Origin of the sequence: Duganella hordei (genome assembly GCF_040369125.1) — a bacterium.
GTDB lineage: Bacteria > Pseudomonadota > Gammaproteobacteria > Burkholderiales > Burkholderiaceae_D > Rugamonas > Rugamonas hordei.
This window is the reverse complement of the sequence record NZ_BPWI01000008.1, coordinates 285,203-305,993: the sequence shown is the minus strand read 5'-3', so window position 1 is coordinate 305,993 and position 20,791 is coordinate 285,203. Positions and strand designations below refer to the sequence as shown.

The following is a 20,791-nucleotide window of genomic DNA, read 5'->3' as shown; positions in this document are numbered from 1 at the left end:
TCTGCTGCCGGTACCCTTGCCGGTGCCTTTTTGCTGCGCCTCAGTGCCGTGCCGCTACTGGCTTGCCTGTGGTGGTGCGCGCCGGCGGGCGCGGCGAATGCGCCCGACCGCTGGCAGGCGCTGGCGCCGGCCATGTTCGACCATCTGGTGCCGGCCGACCGGGGCTTCCCCAGCCCCATCGTGATGAAGGTGGTGCAGGACGGCGACGGTTTCATGTGGTTCGGCACCCAGGCCGGCCTTGGCCGCTGGGACGGTTACCACATGCGCAATTTCTTCTTCGATGCGGACGATCCCCATTCGCTGCCGGGCGACTTTGTCCAGGCGCTGCATGTGGATGGCCAGGGACGGCTGTGGATAGGCACGACCACCGACGGCCTGGCCATGTACGACAAGCAGCAGGAGCGCTTCATCCGCTACGCCGCCGGCAAGAACGGCTTGAGCAGCCCAGCCATCGGCGCCATCGCCAGCGACCGGCGCGGCGGCATCTGGGTCGGCACCGGCGCCGGTCTTGACTACATCGATAGCCAGAACGGCAACGCCATCAGCCACCTGCCGCGCGCGGCCGGCGCGGCCGGCGGCCCCCGCAGCAACCAGATCCGCGCCCTGCTGGTCGACCGCGGCGGCAACCTGTGGATAGGCTCGAACGGCGGCCTGGCCCGGCGGGACGCCGCCACCGGCCGCGTCGACGATATCGCCATCGCGGGCGGCGTCAGCGACGCCGTGTTGTCGCTGAGTGAAAATGGACAGGGCGGCGTGGTGTTCGGCACGTTCAGGAGCGGCATCGGCCTGGCCGGCGCGGACGCGGCCACCGCCGGCGCGCGCATGCTGGTGCTGGAGCAGGTCCAGGACAGCAACAACGCCATGGTGCTGTCGCTGGCCGAGACCCAGCCGGGGCAGTGGTGGGCGGCGACCTACGGCGGCGGCGTCATCGAGTTCGACGCCGACGGCCATGGCCGGCGCATCGTGCATCGACCGGCGATCCCGATCAGCCTGGCCAACGACCGCGTGGCGGCGCTGTGGCGCGACCGCAGCGGCCTGATGTGGGTAGCCAACGAGCGCGGCGTCGACGTGCACAATCCGCGCAACAGCATCTTCAGCACCATCCACGACGGCGTGGGCCTTCCGGAAGTTTCCGCCTCGTCGTTCATGACCGATTCCGCCGGCCGGCTCTGGGTCGCGCTGGCCGACCAGGGCATAGACCTGATCGCCCCCGACGGCAGCCGCACGGCCGGCCTGCGTCCCGATCCGCTGCATCCGGAAACGGCGCTGCCCAACCGGATGATCACGGCCATGGCCGAGGCCGAGCCGCAGGAGGCGTGGATCGGCACATTGCTGGGTCTGTATCATACCAGCGCCAAAGGCAGCCGGGTCGTCCGCGTGCCGATGCCGCAGGGGGAACCCTTGCCCCGCATCGGCAGCATTGTGCCCCGGGATGGCGTGTTGTGGCTGGGCACGGCCAACGGCCTGCTGCGCTACGATCCGCGTGCCGGCACGATGCGGACCTACCTCCAAGGCCCGGCCACCGAAGGCGGGCTTACGGACAACCGTATCAGCACGGTACTGGCCGGCCCCGACGGCGAGTTGTGGGTCGGCACCCGCAACGGCGTGAACCGCTTCGATCCGATCACAGGTAAGGCCGAACAGATGTTGCCGGCGCCGGAAATCGACACCCGTCTGGCGCACGGATTTATTAATTCGCTTGCCTTCGACGGTCGGGGGCGGCTGTGGGTGGGCTCCAATGGCGGCGGCATTGCCGTGTTGGACGGCCGCGCCGGCGACGGCACGCGGCGCTTCCTCCGGATCGGCGCGGAGGCCGGTTTGCCCAACAAAATCATCACCGGGGTGCGCTCCGATGCCGCCGGACGTATCTGGGTTTCCACCAGCGACGGCATCGCTGTGATTGATGGCGAGACGCTGCGCGCACAGATGCTGGGCCGGGCGGACGGTCTGGTCTACCAGGCGTATTACGGTGGCGCCGTTGAACGGACGGCGCAGGGCGAGATCGTCTTCGGCACCTCCGGCGGCTATGCCGTGGTGCGGCCGGAGCCGCCCGTGCGCTGGGCGTTCCAGCCGCCGCTGGTGGTCAGCTCGGTGCGCCTGGACCTGCAAAGCGTGGCGGTGGCGCCCTTGCTGGCGCCGGACGGCGCCAGCCTGAGCATCCCGGCCGGCACCCGAAATGTCGAAATCGAAGTGGCTGCGCTGGATTTTTCCGCCAGCCAGCGCAACCGCTACGCCTTCCGTCTCGAAGGCTATGACAAGGACTGGGTGGAAAAGGATGCCAACCACCGCATCGCCACCTATGCCAACGTGGCGCCCGGACGCTACCGGCTGCGCATGCGCGGCAGCAACCGCGAAGGCGTGTGGAGCCCGCAGGAACTGAGCATGACGCTGGAGTTCCTGCCGGCCTGGTACCAGACCTGGTGGGCACGCTCGGGCGGCGTGCTGGCGATCCTGGTGCTGGGCTGGGGCCTGTACCGCTGGCGCGTGCGCCAGCTGCAGCGCGCGCAGATCGAACTCCAGCTGCAGGTGTATTCGCGCACCCGCCACCTGGAGCGGGTGCACGCGATCGTCAAGTCGATCAACGAGCAGCTGGACTTCGATGCCCTGCTGAACACCATCCTGCGCGAATCGAGCGCGATCGGCGCGGTGCGCATGGCGTATGCGCTGATCGGCGAAGCCGGCGAGGCCGGCGAGGCCGCGCTGGCGCTGCGCGCCGGCTGGCCGGACGGCGTGCCGCTGGCGCGTACCGGCATGACATTGGCCGAGGCCCATGCGCAGCTGGTCGACGCCGCCGACAGCATCGCGCCGGACATGTTCCTGAGCCGGGCCGGCGCCGTGCTGGCCGTGCGCATCTGCGTCGAGCAGCAGTTGCAGGGCTACCTGGTGTTCGAGCAGGACGCGCCGTTCGCCGGCGGCGACCTCGACATGTTCAAGGCGCTGAAGGAGCCTTTCGTCTCGGCCTTCCAGAAGGCCCACGCGATCCGCGCGATCCAGCAGGCGCGCGCCGACGCCGAGGCATCGACCCGCGCCAAGAGCGACTTCCTGGCCAACATCAGCCACGAGATCCGCACGCCGATGAACGCCATCCTCGGCTTCGCCGGCCTGGGCACCTACCTGGACCTGCCGGCCAAGCCGCGCGACTACTTCAACAAGATCGGCCGGGCGGGGCAGAACCTGCTCGGCATCATCGACGACGTGCTGGACTTTTCCAAGATCGAATCGGGCAAGCTGGAACTGGAAAACGTGCCCTTTGAGCTGTCCGACACGCTGAGCCAGGTGGCCGACCTGTTCTCCTGGCGCGCGGCGGAAAAAGGCCTGGAACTGGTGGCCTGGGCCGATCCCGCCGTGCCGACCCGGCTGTCCGGCGATCCGCTGCGCCTGAGCCAGGTGCTGGTCAACCTGGTGGGCAACGCGCTCAAATTCACCGCGCGCGGCCACATCGTGCTGCGCGTCGAACTGGACGGCCCGGGCGGTGCCATGGATGGCCAGGTGCGGCTGCGCTTCTCGGTGGCGGATACCGGCGTCGGCATCAGCCCCGACCAGCAGGCGCGCCTGTTCCGCGCCTTCAGCCAGGCCGACACCAGCACCACGCGGCTGTATGGCGGCACGGGCCTGGGGCTGGCCATTTCGCAGCAGTTGGTGCAGGCCATGGGCGGCGTCATCGGCATCGACAGCCTGCCCGACAGCGGCAGCTGTTTCCATTTCAGCGTGGCGCTGCATTGCCTGGCGGACGAGCCGGACGGCTTGCCGGCGCTGCCCGAAGGCGCCGCCGGCAAGCGCGTGTTGATCGTCGACGACTGCGCGCCGGCGCGCGAGATGCTGGAGCGGCAACTGCGCAGCGCCGGCTTCGCGACCGATTCCGCCGCATCGGCCGCGGCCGCCATGCAGGTGCTGCGGGAGCAGCCGGCCGACCTGGTGCTGATGGACAGCCACCTGTCCGAAGTGGACGGCATCGAAGCGTCGCGCCGCATCCGCGCCGAGCCGGCGTGGCGCGCCTTGCCGGTGGTGCTGATGGTCACCGACTTCGCGCGCGAGCCCATCGTGCAGGCGGCAGCGGAGGCGGGCATCCACGCCTGCCTGGCCAAGCCGGTGCATCCGCCCCAGTTGATCAACAGCGTGCTGCTGGCGCTGGGCTTCGAGGCCGCCGAGCCGGCGCTGCCGGAGCCGGAGCCGGTGGCCTTGTCCGAGGCGGCATTGCGCATCGCCGGCGCCCGCGTGCTGGTGGTCGACGACAACGTCATCAATCAGCAGGTGGCGCGCGAAGTGCTGATGCGCGCCGGCGTGCAGGTCGAACTGGCCGGCAACGGCGTCGACGCGGTGCACATGGTCGACAGCGGCCGCTACGACGCGGTGCTGATGGATATCCAGATGCCGGAGATGGATGGCTACGAGGCGACCGCCCGCATCCGCGCCAAGCTGCAGCAGGCGAACCTGCCGGTGATCGCGATGACCGCCCATGCGGTGGCCGGCTTTCGCGAGAACAGCCTGGCCATGGGCATGAACGATTACGTGACCAAGCCGATCGACCCGGAACGCCTGTTCGGCGTGCTGGCCAGCTGGATACGGCTGGACCCGGACCGGGTGGTGGTGGCCGCGCCAACGGCGGCGCAGGATGCGGCGCCGAATGTCCCCGGCGTCGACATGCAGGACGCGATGGCCCGGCTGGGCGGCAATGGTCAATTGGTGATGATCTTGCTGAACAAATTTGCCCGGGAATTCGAGGCCACTCCGCAACAGCTGCTGGAAGCCATCGACAGCGGCGACTTCGAGGAGGCCTCGGTGCTGGTGCACAAGATTCGTGGCGCGGCCGGCAATTTGTCGATGGCCGAACTGCACCGCGCCGCCGGCGGGCTGGAGAATCTGCTGCTGCCGCCGCGGCTAGCCCAGCTCGACGAGGCGCTGGCGGCCTTTGGCGCGGCGCTGGAAACGGTGATCGACGGGGTGCACGCGCTGGACGGTGTGCCGCAACATTAAGTTGCTTGGCAAGGCGCGTGGTTTACCGTAGCATGTCCTGGCAGCAACGCTTCATTCCATTCAAAACTAAGGGATAAATATAAATGACCAAGCATACTTCCGGCGAACTCAGCACTGTACTCGACAAACTGGCCAAGGACGACGCTTTCCGTGAACATATGCTGCGCGATCCGGTGGGCGCCCTCGGCGGCCTCGGCATTTCGCTCGACCCATCGCAGGTGCCTGCCGTGCGCAGCCTGCCGTCCAAGGAGAGTATCGCCGCCGACCAGACCGCGATGCACAGCAGTATCGTCGGCGAGGACAGCATGGTCATCTTCCTGCTGTCGGGCGGCACTGCCGCCTGAGTTAGCACCGCAGGCCGGCCCGGTATCAGCCGAGGCCGGTTTTTTTCACAGCGCGGTCCGAGCCTGCACGCGGTCGGCGACAGCGCCATTTTCAACCACACTAAAGGAATCGATTATGACCAAGCATACTTCCGGCGAACTCAGCATATTGCTCGACAAACTGGGCAAGGACGACGGCTTCCGCGCTCACATGATGCGTGATCCAGTGGGCGCTCTCCGCGGTATCGGCATTTCGCTCAATCCATCCGAGGTGCCCGCGGAACTGTGCCTGCCGTCCAAGGAAAGCATCGCGGCTGACCGCGATGCGATGCACAGCAGTATCGTTGGCGAGGCCACCATGGTGGTGTTCCTGCTGTCGGAGCCCGTCGCCGCCTGAGTAGCTGTTGGCCGGCCCGGCGTCAACCCAGGCCGGTTTCTCCGTAGCGCAGTTCGACCATATTGCGCGGGCCGGTGGATGCCGGCCCGCAACCGCAGACCGCGATGACGGCGTGGCGCAGATGGTCCAGATCCAGCATGCGTTCGATATCCACGTCATTGATGGCGGCCGTGATAAAGGCCGGCAGACCCGCTTCCGCAGCCAGCAGGTAGAAAGTTTGCGACAGGTGACCGGCGTCCAGCGCGAGCGCGCGGTACGCCTTCTGGTGATTGCGATACTTCCAGAAACTGCGTTCTATCCTTCCCACCATCACAACCTGCATGGGCGCTTCCGCCAGCCATTGCTGTTCGGCGACCATCTGCATTGCCAGCGCTGCTGCGGTATCGCGCTCCATGGTGCGCAGCGGGCGCAACTCGTGCTCGGTCGGATGGTAGTAGTAAAGTCCCGGAGCAACGCCGTCGACGCGCTGTGCCAGCACGAACGCTTCGACCGGATGCAGGCCGCCGCCCGACGGAACGGTCTTCTTCAGGACGTTGCTGTGCGGGCCCACCTGGCGCGTCTCCTGCGCGCCGAAGGTACGCTGCAGCAGGCGCGAGGCGACGGCCAGCGACAGGCTGGCTCCCGTGTCAAAATTGCGGCCTGTGTATCGCTTCATCATGGTTTCGTCGAGGATGCCACTGGCGGGGAGGGGCAGCCTGACCGCGCCGTCCGCTGAACCCGCGTCCATCGTCGGCCCCGGTGGCGTGCCGTAACGTTCCAGCAGTTGCTGGAACGTGGGTGCCTCCATGCCGGTTTCGGTGCGCACGTCGTGCCAGCGCGAGAAGGTGTGGGCCAGCGCCGCCAGCGGCCGCCAGTGCTGGGCGCGCAGGGTTTCGTCGCGCTCGCGCAGGGCCACGTGTTCAGGAGCGTCGCCGACCAGCAAGCCCAGATCGAGCAAGCGCGTGATGCGGGCTGCGCCGTGGCGCTGCTGGCCTGCCTCCATTTCGGACCAGACCGTCTGGCTGACGGCAGCCATGGCGGCCAGGTCGGCGGCGTCGACTTCGATTTCACGGTCCAGGTGCGGAGCCAGCGCCAGCCAACGCGTGCTGGCCGCCAGCGTGGTGGAGCCGGCAAACAGAGAGGACCAATCGACGGCCAGCTCTTCGCGTGGTTCGATGTACAGTACAGCGCAACGTCGTATTTTCATGTGACTCGTTTTAGTAGATGGATGAGGTGGAGCAGCGTGGGGAGCGGACGTGGTCTGGCTTGTCATTGGCCTGCCGGCGGTTGCCACAACTCGACCTTGTTGCCGTCCGGGTCCACTACCCATCCGAACTTGCCGTATTCCGATTCGTCGACCTTGTCCAGCACCTGGCATCCTTCGGCGCGCAGCGCGGCCAGCAGGGCGTGCAGGTCGTCGACGCGGTAGTTGATCATGAAAGAGGAAGAACTCGGAGCGAAGTAGTCGGTGTCCGCCTTGAACGGATTCCACACCGTGGTTCCCGTGCCGCCTGGGTTGTCCGGATTGGACCACTGGAAAGAGGCGCCGCCCCATGCCTCGACATTCAAACCAAGATGGACCCGGTACCATTCGGCCAGCCGCTTCGGGTCTGGGGATTTGAAGAACACACCGCCAATACCGGTGACACGTTTCATATGGGGCTCCTGAAGTAATCAGGCTACTTTACTCTGATGTAAGAGCGCGATCAAGATGCGGGGGCATGAACCAGCCCATCACGTGCGAGGCCACCGTCTCGGGCTGGATCGCCGTCATGCAGGGGCAGGGCACGGCCTGGTTGCTGGCGGCCTCCGATACCCTGCGCTCGCCGCGGCAGCGCACGCCGCTGTGGATTACGCTGGCCGATTCGCCCAGCGGCCGCCAGCGGTGGATGTCCACCTTGCGCGACTGGAACAGGCCCAGCGTGTTGATGCCTAGCGCCGCCGCCAGATGCAGCGGGCCGGTGCTGCCGGCCACCAGGCCGTCGCAATTGCTCATGAAGCCCATGAACTCGGTCAGCGACATCTTGCCGACCAGGTTGGTCACATTGCCGGCCTCGGAATGGCGCAGCAGCAGCGGCTGCAAGGCTTCGCGGTCTTCGTTGGTGCCGCAGATGAACCAGTGCACCAGTTGCGGATCGATGCTGCGTATCAGCTTGGTGTAGTAGGCCAGCGGCCATTGGTGCGACTTGGCCGTCACCAGCGCGGGGCTGAGGATGACGGTCTTGCGTCCCTGCGCGAAGTGGCCGGGATGCAGCTCGGCCACCGCCTCGGCGATCCGTTGCGGCGGCGTCAGGCGGCACAGCGCGGGCAAGGTCTGCTGGTCGTCGATGACGATGCCGAGCGGCCGCAGGTACTGCAGGTCCAGCAGCCGCTTGTTCAGGCCCGAGGTCGGCGCGGAGATCGCCACCAGGTGGGTGCAGCGGCGCCAGTTGTAGACCCGGAACAGCGAGCCTATGCGCACCGGCACGGCGGCGTCGCAGGCGCCCCGCGCCAGCCTGCGGCAGGTGTTCACCTGGACGAAAATATCCAGCTTCAGCGACACCAGCAGGGCGGTCAGTTCCTCGTCGGATTCGGGGGCGGCGTAGACCTCGTCCACGTCCGGGCAGCGGCGGGCGATTTCCACCGTGCGGCGGTTGGTCAGCAGGATCACGGTGCAATGCGGGTCGCGCTGTTTCAGGGCGGCGGCCATCGGCAGGCTGATGACGAGGTCGCCAAGCTGCGTGGTCTTGGCCAGCATGACCCGCCCGTAAGGCGCGGAGATCGCCCTCGGCGATCGAAGCAATTTCTGAAAAAACGTCATTGTCCCTGGCACTCCCGTTGTACCCGGCGAGTATCGCATATTCGCCGATTTTGCTGGCAATAATATGCTGCGGTGCCGCATGGTGAAACGGAAGGTGCCGGGATACGGGACGTGGAGGAAGGCGCCTTACTTGACGGGGATGCAGAACTCCGCTTCGAACACGCCGGTGGCCGGATCCATCGCGAAGTCGGCCGGGTAGCGCTCGAAGCAGGGGCCGGCGTCGGCCTTGCCTTCGGCGTGCAGCTGGCCGAAGAACGCGCCCCAGGCGCCCGGCACGTCGGCGCCGCTGCCCTTGAACCTGGCCACGGCGTAGCGGCCGGCGGGGATATGGGCTTCCCTGGCCGGCTCCCTGATCGGATAGTCGGCCGAGACTTCGACGCAGGCGTCGTAGCGGCATTCGGACGGCGGCGTGGTGGCCGGATCGTCCTGCGCCACGCCGTACGTCACCTTGTTCACCAGGCCGCAGGCTTTTTGCCACGGCGCAAACACTTCCTTCCAGAACTCGCCGATCGGCGCGCCGAACGGGCCCTTGTAGCGCAGGTAGGCTACCCGCACTTCCGGTAGATCTTGTATCGTGTATTCCATGTCGGTCTCCTCGCAGATGCTGTGCTTAATGACCGCCGCCGGCGATCTTGCGCAGCGACGGCACGGTTTCCTGCTCGGGCGAGGCCGCCGGCTGGCGGCGCAGCTTGCCCATCACGCGTTTCAGGAAGTGCTCGAGGTCGTCGATGTAGGTGAACACGGCCGGCACCACCAGCAGGCTCAACAGCGTCGATGTGATCAGGCCGCCGATCACCGTGATCGCCATCGGCGAACGGAAGCTCGGATCGGCGCCCCAGCCCAGCGCCAGCGGCATCATGCCGGCGCCCATCGCGATGGTCGTCATCAGAATCGGACGGCTGCGCTTGTGGCAGGCGTCGACCAGCGCATCGAAACGGCTCATGCCTTCCTGACGTGCCAGAATAGCATAATCAACCAACAAGATTGAGTTCTTTGTAACGATCCCCATCAGCATGATCAGGCCGATCATCGACGGCATCGACAGCGCGCGGCCGGTGATCAGCAGCGCCACGAAGGCGCCGCCGATCGACAGCGGCAGCGCGGCCAGGATGGTCATCGGCTGCATGAAGTCCTTGAACAGCAGCACCAGCACGCAGTAGATGCACAGCACGCCGATCAGCATGGCGATGCCGAAGCTGGCGAACAGCGCGGCCATCTCCTGCGTGTCGCCCAGCTCGGCGATCTTCACCGACGGCGGCAGGCTCTTCATCGACGGCAGCGCGCGCGCCTCGGCGTTGACCTCGCCCAGCGAACGCTTGCCCAGCTCCACTTCCAGCGTGACGTTGCGGCTGCGGTTCAGGCGGTTGATCTGCGCCGGGCCGCTCTCCATCGTGATGGTGGCGACGGTGGCCAGCAGCACCGGACCGTTCTTGCCCGGCACCGTCAGGCGGCCGATGGCGTCGAGGTCGGCGCGCACGGCGTCCGGCAGCTTGACGCGGATCGGCACCTGGCGCTCCGGCAGGTTCATCTTGGTCAGGTCGGTGTCGTAGTCGCCGGCGGTGGCCACGCGCACCGTCTGGCCGATGGACGAGGCGGTCACGCCCAGGTCGGCGGCCTTGGCGAAGTCCGGCGTGACGATGATCTCGGGACGCACCAGCGAGGCGCTGGAGCGCACGTTGCCGACGCCCTTGAGCGTGCGCATTTCACGTTCGACCTTTTGCGCGGTTTCCTTCAGCGCCACCGGGTCTTCGCTGCGCAGCACCAGCTGCATCTTGACGCCGTTGTCCGGCGGGCCCACCTTGAAGCGGGCGCCGGGAATCGCGTCGAGCTTGTGGCGGATTTCCGCTTCCAGGTCGGCCATCGATTCCTTGCGCTTGTTGCGGTGGACGGTGGTCAGCGTCAGCACGGCGCTGCGCGCTTCGGCCGCCGCGCCGGGCGCGAAGGCGTCGCCGGACGAGCCGCCGCCGATGGAGCTGAACACGGCCTTGATGCCCTTGACCTGCATCGCGGCCTGGCGCGCGCGCTCGGCCACCACGCCGGTTTCGGCCAGCGTGGAGCCGGGCGGCAGTTCCAGGTTGATCTGCGTTTGCGCGCGGTCGGCCGCCGGCACGAAGCCGGTCGGCAGCAGGCCCACCAGCATGATCGAGCCGGCGAAGAACAGCGCCGAGGCGATCGCCGTCACCAGCCGGTGCGTCAGGCACCAGCGCATCACGCGGATGTAGCGCGTCATCAGCCAGCCGTCTTTTTCCTCGCCGTGGATGGCGGGCTTGAGGATGTAGGCCGCCATCATCGGCGTCAGCAGGCGGGCCACCACCAGCGATGCCAGCACCGCCACCACGGCGGTCCAGCCGAACTGCTTGAAGAACAGGCCGGGCACGCCGCCCATGAAGGCGGTCGGCAGGAAGACGGCGACCAGCGCGAAGGTGGTGGCGATGACGGCCATGCCGATTTCGTCGGCCGCTTCCATCGCCGCTTCCATCGGCGTCTTGCCCATGCGCAGGTGGCGCGCGATGTTTTCGATTTCCACGATGGCGTCGTCGACCAGCACGCCGACCACCAGCGCCATCGACAGCAGGGTCACGGTGTTGAGCGTGTAGCCGAACAGGTACAAGCCGAGGAAGGCCGGCATCACCGACAGCGGCAGCGCGGCGGCGGCCACCAGCGTGGCGCGCCAGTCGCGCAGGAACCACCACACCACCAGCACCGCCAGGATGGCGCCTTCGTACAGCAGCTCCATCGAGCCGGTGAAGTTTTCCTCGACCGGGAAGGCGTTGTCGATCACCTGTGCCAGCGCCACTTTCGGATTGTTCTTCTGCAGTTCCTCGATGGCGGCGCGGGCACCCTTGGCGACGGCCACTTCGCTGGCGCCCTTGGTGCGGAAGATTTCAAAGCCGATCACCGGCACGCCGTCCTGCAGCGCGACGGCGCGCGGTTCGGCGACGGTATCGGTGACGGTGGCCACCTGGTCGAGGCGGATGCGGCGGCCGTCCGGCAGCGGCAGGTCCATCGCCGCCAGTTCGGCCGCGCTCTTGACGGTGCCGATGGTGCGCACCGATTGCTCGGCGCCGCTGATGTCGCCGCGTCCACCCGGGGCTTCCTTCTGCACCAGGCGCAGCTGGCGCGACACGTCCAGCGCGGACACGCGCAGCGCCGCCATGCGGGCGTCGTCGAGCTCCACGCGGATCTCGCGGTACACGCCGCCGACGCGCTTGACCGCGCCGATGCCGGGCACCGCCAGCAGGCGCTTGGCGACGGTGTTGTCGACGAACCAGCTCAGTTCCTGGTTGTCGAGCTGTTCGCCGGTGGTCTTGGCGGCCGATGCGGTGAAGGTCAGGATCACGCGGCCGGCGGTGGACGCCTTGGTCACCGTCGGGTCGCGCAGCTCGGCCGGCATGTCGGCCTTGACGCGGGCCACCGCGTCGCGCACCTCGTTGACGGCGTCGGAGATCTGCTTCTCCAGGATGAATTCAACGGTGGTGGTCGAGACGCCGTCGAGCACCGTGGTGTAGATGTTCTTCACGCCTTGCAGCGTGGCCACCGAGTCTTCGATCTTGCGCGCGACTTCGGTTTCCAGCTGGGCCGGCGCGCTGCCGTCCAAGGTGGCGACAATGGTGACGATGGGCAGTTCGATGTCCGGGAAGTCCTGCACCGGATTGGCCTTGTAGGCCAGCATGCCCGCCAGCGTCAGCAAGGCGAACAGCATGATCGCCGGGATCGGGTTCTTGATCGATAAGGAAGAGAAGTTCATGGCGCGTCCTTACTTGGCAGCCAGCTTGGCGGCGGCCGGTGACGATTCGGCGACGTTGTTCACCAGGTCGCCGTCGTTGAGGAAGCCGGCGCCGCGCACCACCACCTGCGAGTCGGCGGTCAGGCCGCCCAGCACTTCGATGCGGTCGCCCAGGCGGCGGCCCGGCTGTACCTTGATCTGGCTGACATGCTGGTCGGCGTTCAGGCGGAACACGAAGCTGAAGCCGTCGCGCACGACGATGGCCTGCTGCGGCAAGGTCATCGCATCCGAGGTGCCCAGTTCGAACTGGCCGCTGGCGAACATGCCGGCCTTGAACGGCGCGTCCTTGGCTCCGGCGCTGGCAGGCAGGTCGACGTAGACCAATGCCGAACGGGTTTGCGTGTCGACGGTCGGCGCGATCATGCGCACCTTGCCGGTCACTTCGCTGCCGTTGGCGGCCTTGACGACGGCGCTGGTGCCGGTCTTCAGGTTGCGCAGGTCGGCGGCCACCACTTCGGCGCGCCATTCAAGGCGGCCCTGGCGGATCATGCGGAACAGTTCCGTGCCGGGGCCGGACACGGCGCCGACGGTGGCGCTGCGCGCGGAAATCACGCCGCTGTCCGGCGCCACCACCTTGGTGTACTTGAGGCGCAGCTGCTGGCTCGCCAGCGCGGCCTTGGCCGAGGCGATGCGGGCGTTGGCGGTTTGTTCGGCGGTGGTGTACTGGCTGATCTGCTGCGCGCTCAGGGCGCCGGTGTTTTGCAGCGTGCGGGCGCGGGCCGCGTTGGCGACGGCGTCGGCGGCGTTGGCTTCGGCCTCCTGCACGGCGGCTTTCGCCTGCGCCAGGTCGGCGTTGACGGTATCGGCCGAGAACACGGCCAGCACGTCGCCGGCCTTGACCACGTCGCCGACATTGACGCGCACTTCGGTCAGACGCAAGCCGTTCGATTCGCTGCTGACGCTCGCTTCCTGCCAGGCGGCGACGTTGCCGTTGGCCGCCAGCTTGATCGGCAGGCGCGCGGCCACCGGCTTGGTGGTGGTGACGGTCAGCGCCGGCTTGGCGGTGGCGGCTTTCTTGTCGTCGGCCGCCTGCGTGGCGGGCGAGTACAAAGCGATGCCGGTGCCGCCGATGGCGAATACGGCCAGCAGGGCGACAGCGACGGGTTGCAGCTTGGTTTTCAGATTTTTCATGATGTCGTTCTTTTAGTTGACGCTGATGTCGGCGACAGCGGGGGCGCCGTCGGTCGGGGCGGTCCAGCCGCCGCCGGCGGCGCGGTACAGCGCTACCCAGGCGGCGCTGCGTTCGCGCTGCAGGTTGATGACGGTTTGTTCGGCGGACAGGCGGGTGCGGCGCGCGTCCTCCAGTTCGAACAGGCTGGCCAGTCCGTTCTTGTAGCGGTCTTCCACGGCGGTGAAGTTGACGCGGTAGCCTTCCAGCGCGGTTTGCGCGTCGGTGGCGCGTTCGCCGGTGGCGTCCAGGTTGACCAGGGCCTGCTCGACTTCGCTGACGGCCTGGCGCACGGTGGCGCGGTAGGCCGAGACGGCGGCGTCGTAGCGGGCGCTGGCCGCGTCGACGTTGGCGCGGCGCGTGCCGGCGTCGAAGATCGGCAGCGACAGCGAGACCGGGCCGATGTTCCAGGTGTCGGTCTTGGTGTTCTCGCCGCCGGTGCGGAAGTTGGCCACGCCGACCGCGCCCGACAAGGTCAGGCGAGGGTAGCGCTGCGCCTGCGCGGAACCGACATCGGCGCTGGCCGCCGTCACTTCGCGTTCGGCGGTGAACACGTCGGGCCGCTGGCTCAGCGTGCGTGCCGGCAGTTCGGCGATCGCCATCGACGGCGCCACCGCGGCGGATGCCGCGCCCGCGGCCAGCTTCTGCCGCAGCTCAGGCTCCGGCATCGCCGTCAGCGCCACCAGCGCCTTGACGTCGACATCGCAAACGGCGCGCTGGGCGATGTAGCGGCTGTTGCCGTCGGCCGCGCTGGCGCGGGCCAGCGCCATGCTGGCGGGAGACTGGAAGCCGGCCTTGGCGCTCAGCTCCGTCAGGCGTGCCGTATCGGCGCGGGACGACGCATCCTGCTTCGCCACCGCCAGCAGCTGCTCGCAGGCGCGCAAGCCGTAGTACTGGTTCGCCACCTCGGCAGCCACCGACACCCGCGCATCGTGCCAGCCGGCGTGCGCGCTGTCGAGCCGCGCCTGCGCCGCGTCGCGCGCCGCCCGCTTGCCGCCGAACAGGTCGATCTCCCACGAAGCCTGCAGGGCCGCCTGCGAGGTGGTCCCGGTCGGCAGTGCCGATTGCTGGTTCGAGCGGCTGACGCTGGCCGCCGCATCGAGCGACGGCGCCAGCGCCGCACCGGCCGCCACGCGCTCGGAGCGCGACTGCGCGATGCGCGAGCCGGCCGAGGCCACGGTCGGGCTGACCGCCTGCGCCGATTCGATCAGCTGCACCAGCAGCGTATCGGACTGCTGCTTCCACCAGCTGGCCAGGTCGGCCTGGCTGCCATTGTGCGGCAGCGGCGCCTGCCACTGCTGCGGCGCCTGCGCGGCCACGTGCGGCGCTGGCGCCTGCGTGACGCAGCCGGCCAGCGCCGCGGCGACGGCCAGTGCCGCCGCGCGTAAGAATATCTTCATGCTTTCCCTTTTTGGATTTTGAGTTTTTCGGCGTTGACCAAGGCTTCGGCATAGCCGACCAGATGGTCCACCCAATGTGCGATCGTGTCCGTGGACTCCAGCATGTGCGGCGTGATGGCGTTGACGACATCGCGCCCGATCATGATCTGCAGCGCCATGCCGACGATGGCGTACGCCAGCCGGTGCGCAGCGTCGGTGGGCTGCTCCAGCCCCAGATGGCGGCTCAACACTCCGACCATCGCCAGATGCTCCGGCTTGATATTGTTTTGAATTTCCTGCTCCCACAGCCCGGTGGGTTCCAGCATCTCCCGATAAAACAAACGCAGCAGCAGTTGCGCATCCTCTCCGGCCATCAGCGGCGCCATCATCTGCCGGTAGAACCCCTCCAGCGATTGCCGCAGGGTGAAGTGCGGCTGGTCGAACATGGCGATGTTCTCCGGCGACGGCGAACACATGGAGCCGAAACAGGCCTGGTACAGGCCGGCCTTGTCGCCGAAGTAGTAGCTGATGGCCGCGACGTTGGCGCCGGCCGCCTGCGAGATTTCCCGCGTCGAGGTCTTGGAAAAGCCCTGGCTGGCAAACAGCCGCATGGCCGCCAGCAGCAGGCGCTCGCGCGACTGCTCGCCGTCCGAACGTGGCTTGCGGCCTTCTTCGGCTGGCTGGCTGGTATCGATGGAAGTAGGTTTAGGATTCATTGCGGCATTACAACACATAATTTAAACAATTGATATAAGTAAATCGATTGTTTAATTTATTGCTGAAGTTACCGTAACAGGCCGTTACAATCGATACATGGGAGTCGTTTGAGCGGCGAGGATATTGCGTTATAAAGGAAATATTTCCTGAATGGAGTGCCGCCATGACCATGACACGCTGGATTGCCGCCGCCGCACTGATGGCGTCCGCCACCGCCGCCGTCGCCGCCACCCCGACGCCGCTGGCGCCCGAACAGGCCGCGGCCCATGTGCTGAACCGCATCGCCTACGGTCCCAAGCCGGGCGACATCGAGCGCGTGACGCAGATGGGCGTGCAGCGCTACATCGACGAGCAGCTCAATGCCGCCGCGCCGCTGCCGCCGGCGCTGACCGAACGCCTGGCCAGCCTCGACGCGGCGCAGCAGCCTGCCGGCGAAGTGCTGCGCCGCTTCCTGGCCGTGCGCGGCATGGCGAAGAACGAGTCCGACGAGGACAAGGCCAGGCGGCGCGAGGTGGTCACCGCGATCACGCAGCAGACGGCGGAGGCGCGCATCGCCCGCGCGGTCGACAGTCCGAACCAGCTGCAGGAGGTGATGGTCGATTTCTGGTTCAACCACTTCAACGTCTTTTCCGGCAAGGGCGTCGACCGGGCGCTGGTCGCCAGCTACGAGCGCGATGCGATCCGTCCTTACGCGATGGGGAATTTCCGCGATCTGCTGGGCGCCACCGCGCATCATCCGGCGATGCTGTACTACCTGGACAACTGGGTCTCGACCGCCAACGGCTATGTCCCGCGCGGCAAAAAGCAGGGCGGCCAGAAGGCCAAGAGCAGCGGCCTGAATGAAAACTATGCGCGCGAGCTGATGGAGCTGCACACCATGGGCGTCGACAGCGGCTACACGCAGAAGGACGTCACCGAACTGGCGCGCATGCTGACCGGCTGGACCTACGACCAGCGCGAGCTGGCCGCGCGCAACCGCACCTTCGCCTTCGATCCGGCGCGCCACGACCGCGACGACAAGGTCTGGCTGGGCCGCCGCATCAAGGCCGGCGGCCAGGAGGAGGGCGAGTATGCGCTGGACGTGCTGGCGATGCTGCCGGCCACCGCGCATCACCTGAGCTTCCAGCTGGCGCAGTACTTCGTGCAGGACCAGCCGCCTCCCGCCCTGGTCGACCGCATGGCCAAAAGTTACCTCGACAGCAAAGGCGATATCCGCACCGTGCTGCGCACGATGCTCACCAGCGCCGAGTTCATGGCGCCGGAAGCGGTGGGCGCGAAATTCAAGACGCCTTACCAGTACGTGATTTCCGCCGCCCGCGCCAGCGCCGCGCCCGTCACCGACATCAAGCAGACGATGGGCGTACTGAACCGCCTCGGCATGCCGCTGTATGGCTGCCAGACGCCGGACGGCTACAAGAACACGCAGGACGCATGGCTCAATCCCGACGCGCTGAGCCGCCGCATCGGCTTCGCCACGATGCTGGCGCCGGCATTGGATGCGCAGGCGCTGCAGGCCACGCTGGGCGGCTCGATCTCGCCCAAGACGCAGCTCGCCATCGCCGGCAGTCCCGAACCGCTGCGCGCGGCCATGCTGCTGGGCAGTCCCGATTTCATGCAGCGCTAATCACCTCGGAGTTCACCATGCAACGCAGAGACTTCCTCAATACGCTGGCCGCCAGCGCCGGCCTGATGATACCGCTGGGCCGCGGCACCTGGGCGGCGACGTCCGCCACCGCGGGCGACAAGGCCACCGGCCGCAAGCTGATCGTCATCATGCTGCGCGGCGCCGTCGACGGCCTCAACGTGGTGGCGCCGGTGGCCGATGCCAATTACGCGCGGCTGCGGCCGACCATCGCGCTGGCCAGGCCGGGCGAGGACGGCGGCGCGCTGAACCTGGACGGCTACTTCGGCCTGCATCCGGCGCTGGCGCCGCTGCTGCCGTTGTGGGAGCAGAAGAAGCTGGCCTTTGTCCACGCCAGCGGCTCGCCGGACGCCACGCGCTCGCACTTCGATGCGCAGGACTACATGGAATCTGCCACGCCCGGCGTCAAGAGCACGCAGGACGGCTGGATGAACCGGCTGGTGGCGGCGCTGCCCGGAGCCACCACGCCGACGCGCGCGCTGAGCATCGGCCCGACCATGCCGCGCATCCTGTCGGGCCGGGCGGTGGCGGTCAACCTGGCCAACGGCGCGGCCGGCACCAAGGCCAATGTGCTGGACCGGCCGGCGGTGAGCAAGGCCTTCGACCAGCTGTATGCGGGCAACGAGCGCTTCGGCGCGGCCTACCAGCAGGGCCAGGACGCGCACAGGGAAGTGATGGATGCGGCGGCCGGCAAGATGGTCGGCGGCGGCATGGGCGGGGGCGGGATGTCGGCCGAGATGCAGGCCGCGAACGGCGGCGCGCCGCTGCCTAACGGCTTCCCCGACGACGCGGCGCGGCTGGCGGCGCTGATGCGCAACGATCCGAATATCCAGCTGGCCTTCGTGGCGCTGGGCGGCTGGGACACGCACGCCAGCCAGGGCGCGGCGCGCGGCCAGCTGGCCAATCGCCTGCAGCCGCTGGGGCAGGGGCTGGCGGTGCTGGCGCAGCGGCTGGGGCCTTTGTTCGACGACACCACCATCGTCGTGATGTCGGAGTTCGGCCGCACCGCGCGCGAGAACGGCAACGGCGGCACCGATCACGGTCACGGCAATGCGATGTGGGTGCTGGGCGGCGGCGTGGCCGGCGGCAAGGTGCTGGGCGATTGGCGCGGCGTCGGCGACGCCGACCTGAACGAGGGCCGCGACCTGCCGGTCACCACCGACTTCCGCAACGTGCTGGCGACCGTCGCCGAGCGTCATTTGCGGCTGAGCGACAAGCAGCTGGTGCAGGTGTTCCCGTCGCTGCCGCGCATGAGCGGCAAGCTGGATTTGCTGCGAAGCTGAAGGACAAAAAAAAATGCCCGCTACCTTGACGGTGCGGGCTGAATTCCAATGTTCAGCGAACGGTTGGAGGAGACAGTTCCCACTATATCCTCATTTATGTTGCGGTGCAATACCGTAGAACTACGGTGTCTAAGCTTCTACAGTATAAAAATGCCAAAGTTTTTATGCTGCGCCGCACAGGTCAGCGTTTCGGCAGCGCCAGCGTGAACGTGCTGCCGTGGCCGAAATCGCTCTTGAAGAACAGCGAGCCGCCGATCAGGTTGGCCAGGTTCTGGCACAGGTACAAGCCCAGGCCGGCGCCTTCGGCGTGGCGGGTCGAGGTCGAATCGAGTTGCGAAAACGCCTGGAACAGCTTGGCCTGGTCTTCCTCGCGGATGCCGGCGCCGCTGTCGGCCACCGAGAATTCGATGATGTCCTGTCCCAGGCTTTCCCCCTGACGCTGCGTCAGCGTCACGCTGACCTTGCCGGTCTCGGTGAACTTGATCGCGTTGTTGGCCAGGTTGAGCAGGATCTGCGTCAGCGCGCGGCGGTCGGTATCGAGCACGATGGGTTCGTCGGTCAGCGCCACTTCCAGCTCCAGGCCTTTTTGCGCCGCCAACGGCCGCAGCGTGTCGACCACGTCCTGCACCAGGTCCTGGCAGCGCACCGTCTCCAGTTCCAGCGTGACCTTGCCGGCCTCGATCTTGGCCACGTCGAGGATGTCGTTGATCAGCGAGAGCAGGTGGCGCGCGCTGGTGCGGATGGTGTTGAGCTGCTTGTCCTGCTCGACCGTCAGCGGGCCGGGCAGCTTCATCAGCAGCGCGCCGGTGAAGCCGATGATGGCGTTCAGCGGCGTGCGCAGCTCGTGCGACATGTTGGCGATGAACGCCGATTTCATGCGGCTCGCCTCGGCCAGCTCCAGGTTCTTCAGCGCGATTTCGCGGTTGATGGTTTCCAGCTCGCCGGCGTGGTGCGCCAGCCGCATGTTCAATTCGATCACCTGGCGTTCGCGCGCCTGCAGCTCGCTGTTGACCTGCACCGCCTGTTCGTAGGTGGAGATCAGCAGGTCGAGGATCTGCTGGCGTTCGGCGTTGATGAAGTGCTTTTGATCGCCCAGATACAGGGCGATGCCGATCTCCATATTCTGGTTCTTGCGCAGCTTCTGGTTCATCAGCATGTGGCCGATGCGGTTCAGCAGATAGTCTTCCGCGTACGGCTTGCGGATGAAGTTGTCGGCGCCGCATTCGATGCCGCGGATGATGTCCTTCGGATCCATCAGCGAGGTCACCAGGATGACCGGGATGGTGCGCAGTTCGGGGTCGTTCTTGATCGCGCGGCACAGCGCGTAGCCGTCCATTTCAGGCATCACGATATCGGACAGCACCAGGTCCGGCTTGCGCACGCGGATCGCTTCCAGCGCCAGCTGACCGTTGCCGGCCACCCGCGCGCCGTAGCGCATGGACTGGATCAGGCGGCGCAGGCGCTCGGCCTGGGTCGGGCTGTCTTCGACGATGAGGATCTCTATCTCATCGGGCTGTATTTCGTAGCTGGTGTCCACAGGCCACCCCTCCTGGATGCTTAGTATAGGCTGTTGTGACTATATCGGATTTAGTCCGTCAGGGGTGAGTTTCCTGTCCCTGGAAACCGCCCGCGCGCCAGGTCAGCACCAGGGTATCGCGATAGCCGTGCGCACCCAGCGGCTGGATCGGCGTGGATTCATGGATGACAGTCGCATCGTCCAGCAACAGCAGGGTCCACGGCTCGGTCATCGTGAAGCGTTTGCCGTTGGGACCGTCGGCTTCGAAGATGCGCGTCTCGCCGCCCTTGATCTGCTCGCGGCCGATCAGGATCACGGCGACGAAGTCGACGCCGTCGCGGTGCGCGCCTTCCGGCGTCGGGCGGCCGATGCCGTCCGTGGTGTCGATGCGGAACTGGTGCGCCTCGACGAACCACGGCGTGGAGGTGCGGCGGGCCGCGCTGCATACCCGGCCCAGCGCGCCGACCAGCGCCTGCCATGCCGGCTGCGCCACCGTGGCCGGCAGCATGGGTTCGAACAGGCGGTTCATGCCGCCGTGCAGCGCGTTGTATTCCAGCGGCTGCCAGTGGGCGCGGTGCGCCGTCTGCGTCAGGCTGTCGCCGTCCTGGACAAAGCAGGAGTGGCGGCGGCGCCGGTAGCGGCCGCCGTCCTTCAGGTAGTTGTCCAGTTCCAGCGTGTTCCAGCTGGGCGCCAGCGCGTCCAGCGCGTCCGGCGTGACGCCGGCCAGCGCCGCCACGTCCTGGGGCGGCAGCACGGCATAGCCGTCCTTGCGCAATGCGTCGGCCACCTGGGCCGGATGGGTGAAGATCGGGGCGGAAGTGCTCAT

15 protein-coding genes are annotated in these 20,791 nt (G+C 67.3%); 5 read left to right on the top strand and 10 right to left on the bottom strand.

The genetic code is table 11. From position 1 onward, the window contains the following. Window positions 1-30: 30 nt before the first annotated feature. The 3 genes from ABWW33_RS20020 (at window position 31) to ABWW33_RS20010 (ending at window position 5,694) form a co-directional block, all read left to right on the top strand. Window positions 31-4,974: a response regulator gene (locus ABWW33_RS20020; protein WP_353403384.1), complete on the top strand. Its 4,944-nt coding sequence runs from the start codon at window positions 31-33 to the stop codon at window positions 4,972-4,974. Between the two features lie 83 nt (window positions 4,975-5,057). Then, entirely contained in the window at window positions 5,058-5,318 is a 261-nt protein-coding gene (locus tag ABWW33_RS20015) for an NHLP-related RiPP peptide (RefSeq protein WP_353403383.1), read from the top strand. Between the two features lie 115 nt (window positions 5,319-5,433). Next, on the top strand, window positions 5,434-5,694 hold the full coding sequence (locus ABWW33_RS20010) for an NHLP-related RiPP peptide (protein ID WP_353403382.1): 261 nt from the start codon (window positions 5,434-5,436) through the stop codon (window positions 5,692-5,694). A gap of 22 nt (window positions 5,695-5,716) precedes the next feature. Here ABWW33_RS20010 and ABWW33_RS20005 read toward each other — a convergent pair whose 3' ends face one another. From ABWW33_RS20005 to ABWW33_RS19970, 8 genes are all read right to left on the bottom strand, one after another. After that, window positions 5,717-6,880 carry a putative peptide maturation dehydrogenase gene (locus tag ABWW33_RS20005; RefSeq protein ID WP_353403381.1) on the bottom strand — a complete coding sequence of 388 codons (1,164 nt, stop codon included), beginning with the start codon at window positions 6,878-6,880 and terminating at the stop codon, window positions 5,717-5,719. A 62-nt stretch (window positions 6,881-6,942) separates the two neighbouring features. Beyond that, a complete protein-coding gene (locus tag ABWW33_RS20000) occupies window positions 6,943-7,329 on the bottom strand; it encodes a VOC family protein (protein ID WP_353403380.1) in 387 nt (128 codons plus the stop codon). Between the two features lie 28 nt (window positions 7,330-7,357). Beyond that, window positions 7,358-8,410: a glycosyltransferase family 9 protein gene (locus ABWW33_RS19995; RefSeq protein ID WP_353403379.1), complete on the bottom strand. Its 1,053-nt coding sequence runs from the start codon at window positions 8,408-8,410 to the stop codon at window positions 7,358-7,360. Between the two features lie 189 nt (window positions 8,411-8,599). Beyond that, complete coding sequence (locus tag ABWW33_RS19990) at window positions 8,600-9,058, bottom strand: AraC family transcriptional regulator (RefSeq protein ID WP_353403378.1); 459 nt, start codon at window positions 9,056-9,058, stop codon at window positions 8,600-8,602. Window positions 9,059-9,083: 25 nt separating this feature from the next. Then, window positions 9,084-12,221: an efflux RND transporter permease subunit gene (locus tag ABWW33_RS19985; protein ID WP_353403376.1), complete on the bottom strand. Its 3,138-nt coding sequence runs from the start codon at window positions 12,219-12,221 to the stop codon at window positions 9,084-9,086. Window positions 12,222-12,230: 9 nt separating this feature from the next. Further along, window positions 12,231-13,391, bottom strand: coding sequence for an efflux RND transporter periplasmic adaptor subunit (locus ABWW33_RS19980; protein ID WP_353403374.1), 1,161 nt, complete (start codon window positions 13,389-13,391; stop codon window positions 12,231-12,233). Between the two features lie 12 nt (window positions 13,392-13,403). Continuing rightward, a complete protein-coding gene (locus ABWW33_RS19975; RefSeq protein WP_353403373.1) occupies window positions 13,404-14,828 on the bottom strand; it encodes an efflux transporter outer membrane subunit in 1,425 nt (474 codons plus the stop codon). Further along, the gene (locus ABWW33_RS19970; protein WP_176652721.1) at window positions 14,825-15,523 is read right to left on the bottom strand and encodes a CerR family C-terminal domain-containing protein; all 699 of its coding nucleotides are present in this window, start codon (window positions 15,521-15,523) and stop codon (window positions 14,825-14,827) included. The genes ABWW33_RS19975 and ABWW33_RS19970 overlap by 4 nt, the downstream gene beginning before the upstream one ends. A 164-nt stretch (window positions 15,524-15,687) precedes the next feature. Here ABWW33_RS19970 and ABWW33_RS19965 point away from each other — a divergent pair, with 164 nt between their 5' ends. Both ABWW33_RS19965 and ABWW33_RS19960 read left to right on the top strand, forming a co-directional pair. Continuing rightward, window positions 15,688-17,148 carry a DUF1800 domain-containing protein gene (locus ABWW33_RS19965; RefSeq protein ID WP_353403371.1) on the top strand — a complete coding sequence of 487 codons (1,461 nt, stop codon included), beginning with the start codon at window positions 15,688-15,690 and terminating at the stop codon, window positions 17,146-17,148. Window positions 17,149-17,165: 17 nt separating this feature from the next. Beyond that, the gene (locus ABWW33_RS19960; RefSeq protein ID WP_353403370.1) at window positions 17,166-18,449 is read left to right on the top strand and encodes a DUF1501 domain-containing protein; all 1,284 of its coding nucleotides are present in this window, start codon (window positions 17,166-17,168) and stop codon (window positions 18,447-18,449) included. A gap of 181 nt (window positions 18,450-18,630) precedes the next feature. Here the strand turns inward: ABWW33_RS19960 and ABWW33_RS19955 are convergent, their stop codons facing one another. Both ABWW33_RS19955 and ABWW33_RS19950 read right to left on the bottom strand, forming a co-directional pair. Beyond that, window positions 18,631-19,986 (bottom strand): hybrid sensor histidine kinase/response regulator, encoded by a 1,356-nt coding sequence (locus ABWW33_RS19955; protein ID WP_176652724.1) that lies wholly within the window; start codon window positions 19,984-19,986, stop codon window positions 18,631-18,633. Between the two features lie 58 nt (window positions 19,987-20,044). Beyond that, window positions 20,045-20,791 carry a 2OG-Fe dioxygenase family protein gene (locus ABWW33_RS19950; RefSeq protein ID WP_176652725.1) on the bottom strand — a complete coding sequence of 249 codons (747 nt, stop codon included), beginning with the start codon at window positions 20,789-20,791 and terminating at the stop codon, window positions 20,045-20,047.